Origin of the sequence: Erythrobacter sp., assembly GCF_036351135.1 — a bacterium.
Taxonomy (GTDB): domain Bacteria; phylum Pseudomonadota; class Alphaproteobacteria; order Sphingomonadales; family Sphingomonadaceae; genus Erythrobacter.
This window is the reverse complement of record NZ_JAZBON010000023.1, coordinates 89,786-102,353: the sequence shown is the minus strand read 5'-3', so window position 1 is coordinate 102,353 and position 12,568 is coordinate 89,786. Positions and strand designations below refer to the sequence as shown.

General features: G+C 63.9%; 12 protein-coding genes. 9 read left to right on the top strand and 3 right to left on the bottom strand.

What is annotated here, in order from left to right; all coding sequences use genetic code 11:
* The first annotated feature begins 22 nt into the window (after nucleotides 1-22).
* From V2I30_RS06850 to V2I30_RS06840, 3 genes are all read left to right on the top strand, one after another.
* A complete protein-coding gene (locus V2I30_RS06850; protein ID WP_330661361.1) occupies nucleotides 23-1,075 on the top strand; it encodes an ABC transporter ATP-binding protein in 1,053 nt (350 codons plus the stop codon).
* A gap of 102 nt (nucleotides 1,076-1,177) precedes the next feature.
* Nucleotides 1,178-2,215: a Fe(3+) ABC transporter substrate-binding protein gene (locus tag V2I30_RS06845; RefSeq protein WP_330661360.1), complete on the top strand. Its 1,038-nt coding sequence runs from the start codon at nucleotides 1,178-1,180 to the stop codon at nucleotides 2,213-2,215.
* 158 nt (nucleotides 2,216-2,373) lie between these two features.
* Nucleotides 2,374-3,207: a ferredoxin--NADP reductase gene (locus tag V2I30_RS06840; RefSeq protein WP_442896910.1), complete on the top strand. Its 834-nt coding sequence runs from the start codon at nucleotides 2,374-2,376 to the stop codon at nucleotides 3,205-3,207.
* An 89-nt stretch (nucleotides 3,208-3,296) separates the two neighbouring features.
* On the opposite strand, the gene V2I30_RS06835 is transcribed toward V2I30_RS06840, so the two are convergent.
* Complete coding sequence (locus V2I30_RS06835; protein WP_330661390.1) at nucleotides 3,297-3,608, bottom strand: GIY-YIG nuclease family protein; 312 nt, start codon at nucleotides 3,606-3,608, stop codon at nucleotides 3,297-3,299.
* Nucleotides 3,609-3,784: 176 nt separating this feature from the next.
* Here V2I30_RS06835 and V2I30_RS06830 point away from each other — a divergent pair, with 176 nt between their 5' ends.
* Nucleotides 3,785-4,525: an SDR family NAD(P)-dependent oxidoreductase gene (locus tag V2I30_RS06830; protein WP_330661359.1), complete on the top strand. Its 741-nt coding sequence runs from the start codon at nucleotides 3,785-3,787 to the stop codon at nucleotides 4,523-4,525.
* 282 nt (nucleotides 4,526-4,807) lie between these two features.
* A complete protein-coding gene (locus tag V2I30_RS06825; RefSeq protein ID WP_330661358.1) occupies nucleotides 4,808-5,830 on the top strand; it encodes an aldo/keto reductase in 1,023 nt (340 codons plus the stop codon).
* Nucleotides 5,831-5,837: 7 nt separating this feature from the next.
* On the opposite strand, the gene V2I30_RS06820 is transcribed toward V2I30_RS06825, so the two are convergent.
* Nucleotides 5,838-8,543: a TonB-dependent receptor domain-containing protein gene (locus V2I30_RS06820; RefSeq protein WP_330661357.1), complete on the bottom strand. Its 2,706-nt coding sequence runs from the start codon at nucleotides 8,541-8,543 to the stop codon at nucleotides 5,838-5,840.
* A gap of 119 nt (nucleotides 8,544-8,662) precedes the next feature.
* On the bottom strand, nucleotides 8,663-10,240 hold the full coding sequence (locus tag V2I30_RS06815) for a hypothetical protein (RefSeq protein WP_330661356.1): 1,578 nt from the start codon (nucleotides 10,238-10,240) through the stop codon (nucleotides 8,663-8,665).
* A 323-nt stretch (nucleotides 10,241-10,563) separates the two neighbouring features.
* Between V2I30_RS06815 and V2I30_RS06810 the strand changes: the two genes are divergently transcribed.
* The 4 genes from V2I30_RS06810 (at nucleotide 10,564) to V2I30_RS06795 (ending at nucleotide 12,532) form a co-directional block, all read left to right on the top strand.
* Nucleotides 10,564-10,995, top strand: coding sequence for a tetratricopeptide repeat protein (locus V2I30_RS06810; RefSeq protein ID WP_330661355.1), 432 nt, complete (start codon nucleotides 10,564-10,566; stop codon nucleotides 10,993-10,995).
* A 283-nt stretch (nucleotides 10,996-11,278) separates the two neighbouring features.
* The gene (locus V2I30_RS06805) at nucleotides 11,279-11,818 is read left to right on the top strand and encodes a lytic transglycosylase domain-containing protein (RefSeq protein WP_442896909.1); all 540 of its coding nucleotides are present in this window, start codon (nucleotides 11,279-11,281) and stop codon (nucleotides 11,816-11,818) included.
* Nucleotides 11,819-11,896: 78 nt separating this feature from the next.
* A complete protein-coding gene (locus V2I30_RS06800) occupies nucleotides 11,897-12,214 on the top strand; it encodes a TrbC/VirB2 family protein (protein ID WP_442896908.1) in 318 nt (105 codons plus the stop codon).
* Between the two features lie 9 nt (nucleotides 12,215-12,223).
* Nucleotides 12,224-12,532, top strand: coding sequence for a type IV secretion system protein VirB3 (locus V2I30_RS06795; protein ID WP_330661349.1), 309 nt, complete (start codon nucleotides 12,224-12,226; stop codon nucleotides 12,530-12,532).
* The last annotated feature ends 36 nt before the right edge of the window (nucleotides 12,533-12,568 follow it).

The window sequence follows — 12,568 nt, the reverse complement described above, 5'->3', positions numbered from 1 at the left end:
CCGCGGCGCGCTGGAAGACCATTTGAGCCTCGAATTTCGCCATATCGCCCATTCGTATCGCGGCGCCGCCGGAGAGGTCGCGGCGCTCACCGACGTGTCCCTCGCCGCGGCGGGGGGTGAGATCACGTGCCTGCTTGGCGCGTCGGGCTCCGGCAAGTCAACCTTGCTCGGACTGGCCGCGGGCCTGCTCGAGGTGCAGCGCGGCGAAATCCTCGTCGGCGGGACGCCGCTCGCCGCGCCCGGCCATCATCCCCCGCCCGAGGCGCGTGGGATCGGGCTGGTGTTCCAGGACGGGGCGCTGTTCCCGCATATGACGATCGCGAAGAATGTCGCCTTCGGCCTGCCGCGCGCCGAGCGCGGGGCGGCGGAGGATTGGCTCGCGCGGGTCGGGCTCGCGGGGCTCGGCGGGCGTTATCCGCACGAGCTTTCGGGCGGGCAGCAGCAGCGCGCCGCGCTCGCCCGGGCGATGGCGCCGCGCCCGCGCGTGCTCTTGATGGACGAACCCTTCGCCAGCGTCGACATCGTGCTGCGCCGCAGCCTTCGCCGCGAATGCCGCCACCTGCTGCGCCGCGCGGGCACGACGGTGGTAATGGTGACGCACGATCCCGAAGAAGCGCTCGATCTGGGCGACAGAATTGCGGTGATGGAAGCTGGACGGATCGTGCAATTCGGTGCGCCGGGCGAGCTGCGCGAAACGCCGGTGAGCGCCGGGATCGGCGCGATGTTCGGCGGCGCGCAGGTGCTCCGCGCGCGGATTTCACATGGCGGGATCGAAACGGCGTTGGGCCGCTGGCCGGTGACGGCGATCGCAGGTAACATTCCCGAAACGGACGAGTTCGACTTGCTGATGCCGGCAGGGGCGCTGGACTGCGAGGAGGACGACGAGGGTTTCGAAGCGCTCGACGTGCAAGCGCTCGGTGGGCAGCCTGATGGCGGGGAAGGTCGCCGGGTGCTTTTGCAGGCACGCGCCGGGGACGGACCGATCGCCATCCACACCAATTCGCACGTCGAAGAGGGCAAGAGATATCGGGTCGTCCCGCGCCTGCACAGCTTGCGCGCCTTCGAACGTGGTTAGACGCTAGGTAGACCGCGCCGCCGCGCAATTAGCGCTTGCAATCGCCCTTCCACTATTGCAAATCATTTGCAAATAAGCTCGCCGAACAAGGACACCCCCGCCATGAAACGCCTTTTATGCGCCGCCGCCGCGCTGCTTTCGCTTGCCGCATGCGGGGAGGGCGAGACCGAGGCGGAGAGCGTGGCCGATGCGGGCGAGGTCAACATCTATTCCTCGCGCCATTACGACACCGACCTCGCGCTCTACGAGGACTTCACCAAACAGACCGGCATCGCGGTCAACCGGATCGAGGCCGATGCCGACGCGCTGATCGAGCGGGTGGTGAGCGAGGGCGAGTTTTCTCCGGCCGACCTGCTCGTGACGGTCGATGCGGGCCGGCTGTGGCGCGCCGAGGAGGCGGGGATCCTGTCGCCGGTCGAATCGCCCGTGCTCGAAGAGCGCCTGCCCGATTACCTGCGCCACCCGGACGGCCTGTGGTTCGGCCTCTCCACCCGCGCCCGCGTGATCATCTACGACAAGTCGCAAGGTGTACCGCAGGGCCTCGACACCTATGCCGACCTCGCCGACCCCGCCTGGCGCGGCGACATCTGCATTCGCTCCTCGTCCAACATCTACAATATCTCGCTGCTCTCAGCCATCATCGCCCATCGCGGTGAAGAGGCGGCGAAGGACTGGGCACGCGGCGTCGTCGGCAACTTCGCCCGCGATCCGCAGGGCAACGATACCTCCCAGATCGAAAGCGTCGCAGCGGGCGAATGCCGCATCGGCGTCGTCAATTCATACTACCTCGCGCGCTTTGCCGGCGGCGACGAGCAAGAGCGCGCGGTGTTCGACCGTCTGGGCGTCATCTTCCCCGATCAGGAGGGCACCGGCACCCACATCAATATCAGCGGCGCCGGCGTGCTAGCGAATGCACCCAACCGCGAAAACGCCATCCGTTTCCTCGAATATCTCACTTCGCAAAGCGCCCAGCGCTACTTCGCCGACGGCAACAACGAATATCCCGCCGTCGCCGGGCTGGAAGCCAATTCGGCGGTGGAGGAACTCGGCGAATTCACCCCCGACGAGCTTAATGCCGCCGAGATCGGCAGGAACCAGCGCCGCGCTGTGGAGTTCTTCGATGAGGCCGGCTGGAACTAACCCGCGCGCACGCCGGTTCCCGGCCGGGCAATTAAGCCGCGCTTTAAGCGAGCGACGCTAAACTAGCTTGATAGGCGCAGGGCAAGCGTCCATTTGGCGCCGCGACAGGGGCAGGACGCGCCCCTGCTTCGCGAAGAATTTGCAACGAGGCCGATTTCTTGACCGAGACGACGACCACGACCAACCCGATCCCCCCGCGCGAGGCTTTCCAGGAAAGCGGCGCCGCCACGGTCGAGACGATCACGCATGTCCATCAGTGGAACGACGATCTCTTCAGCCTCAAGATGACGCGCCCGGCGAGCTTCCGCTTCCGCTCGGGCGAATTCGTGATGATTGGCCTGCCAAAGGAAGACGGCAAGCCGCTGCTGCGCGCCTATTCGATGGCCTCGCCCGCTTATGCCGAGGAGCTCGAATTCCTCTCTATCATCGTCCAGGACGGCCCGCTCACCTCGCGCCTCCAGCACATCAAGAAAGGCGATCCGGTCTATCTCGGCAAGAAGCCGACCGGCACGCTCGTCACCGATGCGCTGCTGCCGGGCAAGCGGCTCTTCATGCTGTCGACCGGCACCGGCCTTGCACCTTTCATGAGCCTCGTGCGCGATTCGGAAGTTTACGACATGTACGAAGAAGTGATCGTCGTGCATTCGGTGCGCCGCGTCGCCGATCTCGCCTATCGCGAGCTGCTTGAAAGCAAGCTCGAAGGCGATCCGCTGCTCGAAGACGACCAACGCGAGCGCATGATCTACGTCCCGACCGTGACCCGCGAAAGCTTCCGCACGCAGGGCCGCATCCAGACCCTGATCGACGATGGCCGCCTGTTCGAGCAGTCCAAGGGACCGCAGCGTTTCGATCCGGAGAACGACCGCGTGATGCTGTGCGGCTCGATGGCGATGATCAAGGATCACGCCGCCGACTTAGAACAGCGCGGCTTCGAGGAAGGCGCGAACAACAAGCCCGGCCAGTTCGTAATCGAACGCGCATTTGTGGGGTAGCGGAAACACCGGTGTCGCGCCGTGCTTGACACGGGGTGTTCTGTTGCCTCGACCCGCTATCGTCACCCCGTGCTTGACACGGGGTTCGGCTACTTTTTCGGCGGGTCTGAAGCGAACCACGCTTCCCAAAGATCAGACCATTCAGAATTGTCCGCCTCGATCAGCTCGAACTTCCACTGACGCTTCCATTTCTTGACGAGCTTTTCGCGCGTAATAGCTCGCTCGATCTCTTCGTGGCGTTCGGCATAGACCAGCCGTATCTTGCCGAAGTCCTTTACGTGCTGTGATCCCGCGCCTTCGCGATGCTGATGGACCCGCGCCATCAGATCGGACGTGACGCCGACATACATCCCGCCGCGAAACCGGTTTGCCATGATGTAGACCCAGCCGCCCTTTGTCATCGGCACGAGAAGAAGAAAGCCAAGCCCCGTGTCAAGCACGGGGCGACGATTTTGAAGGCCGGTCCGAACCCCTCACGTCACCCCGTGCTTGACACGGGGTTAGGCTTCTGACCTCTAGCTCGCGCTTTACAAACGCGCGCAGGCGCTCTCCTATCCGCGCAAAGGAGAGAGACCCCATGACCACCCCTCTCGACTTCACGGGCAAATCCGTCCTCGTCATCGGCGGCTCGTCCGGGATCGGCAACGGCATCGCGCAAGGTTTCCGCGAGCACGGCGCCGATGTCACCGTCACCGGCACGCGGCCCGACGAGGGCGATTATCTCGAAGCCGAGGACAGCGATCTTCGCGGACTGAAATACGCTCAGCTGGACGTGACCGATCGCGCCGCGGCGGACGAGCTAGCTGGCGCGATGGAGGCGCTCGACGTGCTCGTGATGAGCCAGGGAACCGTCCGTTATGGTCGCGAAGAGTTTGCGCGCGAGGGGTGGGACGTGGTGATGGACGTGAACCTCAATTCGGTGATGGACTGCGCGCGCGCGTTTCACGATGGTCTGGCTCAACGCGACGGAGCGATGATCGTCGTCTCCTCGGTCGCGGCGTTCAAATCCGCGCTCGGCAACCCGGCCTATGCCGCCTCGAAAGCGGGCGCGGCGAGCCTCGTGAAATCGCTGGGCGAAGCCTGGGCAAGGGACGGCATCCGCGTAAACGGCATCGCGCCGGGGCTCGTCCCGACCAAGCTCACCACCGTCACCACGGAAAACCCCGAACGCCGCGAGGGCGCGCTGCGCTCAATCCCCCTGCGCCGCATGGGTACGCCCGAGGATATGGCGGGGGCTGCTCTGTTTCTTGCTTCGCCGCTGGCGAGCTATGTCACCGGGCAAACGCTGGTGGTTGATGGCGGACTGACGCTGTCGTAGCCACATATGTCATTGCGAGCCGCGAAGCGGCGCGGCAATCCCGAGCGTCGGCGCGCTAAGCTCTGGATTGCTTCGCTGCGCTCGCAATGACGACTGGAGGAGGGAGCAGACCTTTCCTACGCCGCATCCTTCATGCGACACGAAGTACATGAAACCGCGCTTGTCTCACCTGCTCCATCTTCCGGCCCATCGCCCGCAAGAAGCCCGAGTTTTCTTCCCCAGGACTGTGTTCCATGTGTTCCATCCTGTAGGACTTCGGGCGAACCCTGAAGGAGCAACGCCATGCAATTCACCCGACTAGGCACGTCCGGCCTCTCCGTCTCGCGCCTGTGCCTTGGCTGCATGACTTATGGCGACAAGTCGAAGGGCTGGCATGGCGACTGGCTGCTGGACGAGGAGGAGAGCCGCCCCTTCTTCCGGCAGGCGCTGGAGGTGGGCATCAACTTCTTCGACACCGCCAACGGCTATGCCGGCGGAAGCTCGGAGGAGATCACCGGCAAGCTGCTTCGCGAGATGGCGCACCGCGACGAGATCGTGGTCGCGACCAAGGCCTTCATCCCGTGGCGCAACGCGCCCAACACCGGCGGGCTCTCGCGCAAGAGCCTGATGCAGGCGGTGGACGACAGCCTTGCACGGCTGGGCATGGACTATGTCGACCTGTTCCAGATCCACCGCTGGGACGAGGATACCCCGATCGAGGAGACGATGGAGGCGCTCCACGACATCGTGAAGGCGGGCAAGGCGCGCTATATCGGCGCCTCCTCCATGTACGCCTGGCAGTTCGCGAAGGCGCAGGAGACGGCGCGTAGTCAAGGGTGGACGCCGTTCATATCGATGCAGAACCAGCTCAACCTGCTCTACCGCGAGGAGGAGCGCGAGATGCTGCCGCTGTGCGAGGACGAGGGTGTGGGCGTCATCCCGTGGAGCCCGCTGGCACGCGGGCGGCTGGCGCGGCCGCGGGGGGAGGAGACGGTGCGCAGCCAGACCGACGGGGTGGGCAAGTCGCTCTACAAGGACGACGACGAAGCCGACGCGGCGATCGTGGATGCGCTCGCCGATCTCGCCAAGGCGCGCGGGGAGGAGATGGCAAGCCTCGCGCTCGCCTGGCACTTCACCAAACCGAGCGTCGCGGCGCCGATCATCGGGGCGAGCAAGCCGCATCACATCAACGCGGCGGTGGCTGCGCTCGACATTGAGCTGTCCGAGGACGAGGTCGCGACGCTCGAAGCGCCCTACCGCCCCAAGGCACCGACGGGATTGGGCATGCCGCTCCCGGCGATGGATCAGGTCTCGGTCAGGGAATGAACCGCGCTCAGAACTCCGTGGAGAGACCCAGCGCGAAGGTCGTGCCGACCTCGAACGTGTTGATCTCGACGCGGTTGATCTCGTTCTCCTGGAACTCGAAATTGTCGCGGCCGAAGATGTTGCGCACCTCGAAGCTCAATTCGATCGGGCGCCCGAACGTGTTGAGCTCGGAGCGCGCGACGAAATCGACGGTGAGACCCGGATCCTCGACAACGTCGGGAAAGTTGCCGCCGCGCAGCGTCACCCGCTCGCTCGCATAATTGAGGAGCACGGTGAACTGCTGGATCTTCTCGGTGTCCTCGATGCCGACCGATAGGTTGGCGATGTGATCGGACTGTCCGACCAGCGGCGCGCCATCGTCGAAGAGGTTGAAGGCGCTTTGCTGCGGGCTTCCGGGAACCGCGGCGATGTCGCCCTCCGCGACCGAGATTTCGGACTGGGTGTAGGTGTAGTTGGCGATGAAAAGGAGCTGCTTGGTCTCGAAGAAACTACCGCCGAAGTCGTAAAGGTCGAAGCCGTAGACGAGGTCGATCTCCGCGCCGTACAGCTCGGCCGAAGGAGCGTTGGCGAAACTGGTGAGGAGTTGTCCCGAAGCGTTGATCAGGAAGTTCTCGATTGGGTTGTCGATCTCCTTGTAGAAACCGGCGATGCTTATCCGGTCGGGTCCGCCGAAATAGTACTCGCCGCGCGCTTCGACGTTGATGAGCTCGCTGTCCTGAAGGAACGGGTTGCCACGGAAACGGCGGTTGCTCTCGGGATCGAAATAGGTCTGCTCGACCAGTTCGCGGAATTGCGGCCGGGCGATGGTCTGCGAAGCGGCGAGACGCAGCTGCAGCGCATCGCTCGCTTCCCAGGTGATCGTGCCCGAGGGGAGGAAATAGTCGTTCTGGATGTTCGTCGAATTGAGAATGAAGCCGGGCGCAACGCCGATCGTCGGGTCGGGGATCGCGAGTTGGGTCGCGTCTTCGTAGCGCAGCCCTGCCTCGATCGTCAGCGTGTCGATCGGCAGCCAGCGCACGAGGCCGTAGGCGCCATGGATTTCCAGCGCGGCATCGACCACGGGGATGGGCGCAGCTTCGGTCAGCGTGACGTTGAAGCCGGCGAGCGTCGCCCCGTTGATGATGTCGCCCGGACGCCGCAGGCCGAGAGCCTGGATCGCCTGCCCATCCAAGGCCGGATCGGTCAGCGGGTCTTCGGAGATGAATGGCCGGAACTCGCGGCTCAAGGAGCGGCGATCGGTGTCGGAATAGGCGTAGCCCACCGTCGCTGAAAGTGCGTCGGTGACCTCGTAGGAGAGGTCGATCCCGCCGAACCACAGCTCTTCCTGCAGATCGTCGAAGGAAACGGTGGAGATCCCCGCATCCGAGGTCTGGTCGAAATAGGCGACGAAGTTCTCGCCGATCGTGCCGGCGGCGGGGATGTTGGTCCGGGTGTAGCTGAAGGTGGTGTTGAACGGCGCCTCGCGATCAGTTCGCGCATAGCCGCCGCGCAGGTCGAGATCGAAGCGGTCGAAATCGAGTTCCGCGACGACCTGCGAATCGATCAGCTGCCGCTCGAACCATGCGGTCTGCTGGTTGATGAAATCGAAGCCGGTCAGCCCGGGGAAGATATCGAAGCCTTCCTCGAGCCGCGCGGTCTTGAGTGTGTCGCGGATATACAGATTGGTCCAGCGCACGGTGTGCGGACCGAAATCGAGACCGAAGCTGAGAAGACCGTTCACCAGGACGTTCTGGTCAGTGATGAAGGTTTCCTGCTGCTGGTTGATCTGCGAGAGATCGAGGCTGCCGCGCTGAGTCAGAACCTGCCGGTTACGCCATCCATTGGTGATCCCGGCGGTCGCGATGATGCCGAGGAAGGTGTCGTCGCCGACATCCAAGGACAGGCCGCCGGTCAGCGAACCGGAGAAATTGACCGGCAGATCGTCGTTGCGCTGAAGCGTGACGAGATTGGTCGGGAAGAGTTGGCCGGCGATCGCTTCCTGCAGGGCAGGGTCGGCGTTGCTCGCGCGCAGCCCGCTGTCGAACAGGGTCTGAAGGTTCGAGGGCACGTCGCGGTTGCCGTTGTCGAACCCGAACGTGTCCCATTCGCTGCCGAAATAGGTGAGGCCGTTCTCGAACGTCGTTTCGGTGTCGCCGCTGGCCCCGACCGAAACCCGCAGGAAATCCTCTACCGGCACGGCCTTGGTCGTGAGGTTGATGACGCCGCCACCGAATTCGCCGGGGAAGTTGGCGGAATAGGTCTTCTGGACAAGCGAGGAGGCGATGACGCTGGTAGGGAAAATGTCGAGCGGAACGACGCGGCTCAGTGGCTCGGGGCTGGGCAGCGGCAGGCCGTTCAGAAGTGCCAGGGAATAGCGATCGCCGAGGCCTCGCACGAAGACGCGTCCGTCACCGACAAGCGAAAGGCCGGTAACGCGGCCCAGCGCTCCGGCAATGTCGCCCTCGCCGGTTCGCGCGATGTCGGCTTCGGACAGGACGCTCAGCACCTGCGCGGAAGCGCGCTGCGGATCGCGGTTGCGCCGCCCGGTGACGATGATGTTCCCGCCGGGAATGGAAACTTCGGGAGCTTCCTGCGCATCTTCCGATGCGACCTCGGTCTCCTGCGGATCGCCGGCCGTGTCATCGGCGTCCGTTTCCTGCGCGCGCAAGGCGGCGGGGAAGGTGAGCGACGTGGTGAGAAGCAGCAGCCCTGCCAGGCGCGTGCCGATCGACATAATGCGAGACCCCCTCATGATGCGGTCTGATCGTGATATCGGGGCCGCCCATGCGTGCCCGCTATAAGCGTAGAGGGCGCTGCGGAACCTTGTCCCGCAGCGCCCCTAAATGTGCCTGCTCAGGTCGGGAGCGAGGTGCAGCTGCCATTGGCGCTGCCGAAGTCGATGATCGACGAATTGCAGGTCCAGTCCCCGAAATCGTCCGCCAGATCGTCCGCGACCGCTCCGATGAAGCCGGTGTCGGTGAAGAAGCTCGACCGTGCGGTCAGATCGGCACCGTCGAAGGCCTCTACCGCGTCCTCGTTCGCGCCGCTGACGAAGGTGTCGGTCAGCGAGAGCGTGAAATCGAGGTCGCTGTTGTCGTCGAACAGATCGAACAGAGCCGCGTCGGTCGCATCGTCGTTGGCCGAGCCGCGCACCGGGCGCGCCGCGTCGCAATCGCCAACGATCGAGTTGAGCCCGATGATCGCAGCCTGGGTTTCGCTCTCGTCGATGCGGAAGCACAGACCCCCGCCGGCATCGTCGGCATCGAGGATACCGTTCGTCAGACCGAGCGCCGCCCCGCCGCGGGCGCGGATGATCTGCGAGGAGGCCGCCGAACGCTGCACGAAGGTGAAGTTGTTTACCTGAAGCACGGTCTGCGGCTGCGCATTGACCGGGGTCGGCTGCTCGCCGCCCGGCGAATCGAGTTCGATCAGGCTATCGCCGGTATTGGTGCGCTGCACGATGATCACGTTCTGAAGATCGACCCGCGCGCCCGAATCTACGTCCAGCGAATCGTCCGAGGCGCCGACGATAGCGAGATTGCTCGCATCGAAGGTGCCGCCGAAGAATTCGAGGCCATCGTCCGAGCTGTTGAACGAGAAGACGTTGCTGATCGTAGTGCCCGAGCCGACGCCGCCGGTGGTCAGCGATTGCAGCTCGTTCGCCTGCTGCAGTTCGAAACCGGAGAAGCGGATCTGGTTGAAGGTAAAGGAGCCCGAACTGTCGCTATCATCCGCGCCGCCGAAGGGGGTCGCGGTTACGGTGCCCTCAAGCTGCTGTTCGCATTGGTCGTTAGCGGTGAAGTTGCCGGGCGTCGTGTTGAAGACGAGGTCCTGGCAGTCGGCCACCCGTGCGCGGCCCAGAAGGACGACGCCGCCCCATTGCGCATCGCTCGAATCGGTGGCGAGGCCCAGCACGTTGTCGCGGCTGGTCCAGATGATCGGATTGTCCTCGGTGCCGTCGGCGGCGATTTCGTTGCCGCGATTGACGACGAAGAAGCTTTCGGCCTGCGCGAACAGGATGACGCCGGGTTCGATCGTCAAGGTAACGTCGGTGCCGGTGCTGTCGAAGCCCTGGTCGGTGCCGACATTCACGCGGCCCGCAATCTGGTAGAGAAGCCCGTCGATCTGCGGGAGCCTGTCATCGGCGGTAAAAGTGCCCGGCAGCTGACATACGCGATAGGTGCCGGTCGGACCGGTGATGGTGCCCGAATCGGTGAGGCCTGCGGCCGTCGCGATGGTGGGGCAGCCCGCCGCCGGGGTAACTCCGGTGCCGCCTGTAGGCGTTGGCGTCGGGGTTGGCGCGGGTGTCGGCGCGGGGTTGTTGATGATGATGTCGCCCGAAGTACCGGGCGAGACAATTTCATCGGCTCCACAAGCCGCAAGCGCGGTGCTGCTGACGCCGAGGACGAGAATGCGATGGATGGTGTTCACGAGCTTGCGGTCCCCTCAAAACCTGAGAATCGAAATGTGCGTGAATGGCCACGCGAGGGCCGCGCTAGGGGCGCGATATGACACTATTTTGGCGGACGTGCGGTTTGTGCGACACATCTGTCATGCGACGGTTTTATGACATGGTCCGGGGAAAAAAGTTTCAGGACTGTCATAAATTTGCAATCTTAGATGCGGGGCAACCATCTGGAATAGGTGGATAAATCCGCATATTCGGTCAGAAATATGACAATGTTTCAATAATATTGCATTTTTAAGAAAGTTGGCGCAGGATGCTCCTCGTAATTTGAAGGAGGTCGTATCCCATGACAAAATCGAACCTGTTCTCGCCCCGCCTCGCCCTCGCCGCCGCCTGCGCGCTGGGCATTGGCGTTCCTGCCGCTGCGCAGAGCGATATCGAAGAGGGCGCAAAGGCGGATCGCGCATTGGCCGCGCAGCCGCTCGCTGCGGGCGATGCCGATGATGCAATCACCATGCTCAAGGCGGCGCTGCGCAGCAATCCGGACGATCCGGCACTGCTGATCAATCTCGGCATTGCTCAGGCGCAGAGTGGCGATCTGGCAAGTGCGCGCCGGCATTTCCGCGCCGCGATGGCGACCCGCGACATCATGCAGCTCGAGACCGCCGATGGTCGCACGATCAGTTCGCGCAAGCTCGCGCGCAATGCGCTTGCCATGCTCGAACGCGGCGAATTCGGCGTCGAGGCGCAGCCAGGACAGCTGACGCTGCGCGACTGACCGTTGCGATAAGACTAGTCCTTATGTGGATACGAGAGGGGTGTGGGTCCGACAGGGGCCTGCGCCCCTTCGCCTGTCCGGCTTAATACCCCCGGCCAACCCGGCTGCGCCGTCGTCGCGGCCCAGCATAACGCCTGTGCGTGACACCGGACTGTCACCTTCGTGTCATTTAGGATAGACAAGGGGTTGGACAGGAGGGCCGGAAATGATTCTCGCGCGGGCGAGCCTGTATTGTCTTGTCGCATCCCTGGCCTTGTTTGGCGCGGATGCGAAAGCCGACGTCTTGGAACTGAACGCCGATGGCGCGCGCTGGGTGGCGGGCGGTCCGGCACTGTCCGCACTTGCCGTCGATATCTTCGAGGCCGGTGAGGGTGTTGTGGTGCCCGACGCGATTGTGGCCGACACCGCCGCGCATGCGGCAGGCATTCCCACGCAATACGCCGGCAAAATCGCCGAACTCGCACAACGCTTCGATCTGAGCCCGGCTTTGCTCGAAGCGGTGGTTTGGCAGGAAAGCCGCTGGCGCGCCAATGCGGTCAGTCACGCGGGCGCGCGCGGACTTGCCCAGCTGATGCCCGGGACAGCGCGCGATCTTGGCGTCGATCCCGACGATCCGATGCAAAATCTCGAGGGCGGGGCGCGCTACCTACGCGAACAGCTCGACCGATTCGAAGGCGACCTCGAAAAGGCGCTGGCGGCTTACAATGCGGGGCCGGGCCGCGTCATCCGCGCCGGCGGCGTTCCGAACATTCTCGAAACGAAGACCTATGTCGCAGCGATCATGGGTCGCCTCTCCGATCATTCGCGCCCCGTGCCGAGATAGGCTTCAGGCGCGGGCCAGCTTCCGGCGGATAGGACGCCGACGAAGCGCGCTCCCGGATAAGAAATGGAATTACATTTAATGCCGCTTCAGACTTACGTGACCAGACTCGTAGCCGCTTTTACCGTACTGGCGACGCCCGTCGCCGCGGCGGCCCAGAGTGCGGGTCAGCCAGCTTCGCAAGGGTCCGACCCGGTGACTGCCGCGCTTTTGTGGATGCAGTCGATCCTGCTCGGCCCGATCGCCACCGCGCTCGCCGTGATGGCGGTGGCGGGCGTCGGCTTCATGATGCTGACAGGGCGGATGAACTGGCGTTACGGCGCGACGGTCATCATTGGCGTCTTCATCATCTTCGGCGCGCCGCGCCTTGTCGCGACAATCGGCGGCGGGGTAGCGTAGGCCAGGGCCATGACCAATCTCATCCGCCATCCTGTGCACCGTACGTTGACTCGCCCGCAGATGTTCATGGGCGTGACGATGAATTTCTTCATCATCAACATGATGGTCTCGACCATCGCTTTCCTCATCCTGTCGGACTGGATGGCGAGCACCTGGGCGATCCTCGCTTTTCTGTTGGTGCCCATCGCGACGCATCTGGTCGGCTATTTCGCATCTCTGCGCGAGCCGCGCATCTTCGATTTGTGGATCACGAAAGTGTCCAAATGCCCGCGGATCCCGAATTTTCGGCGCTGGGGCTGCAATTCTTATACCCCCTAGCAACACATTGGGGGACGGCCTTTTAAGGAGGGCCAG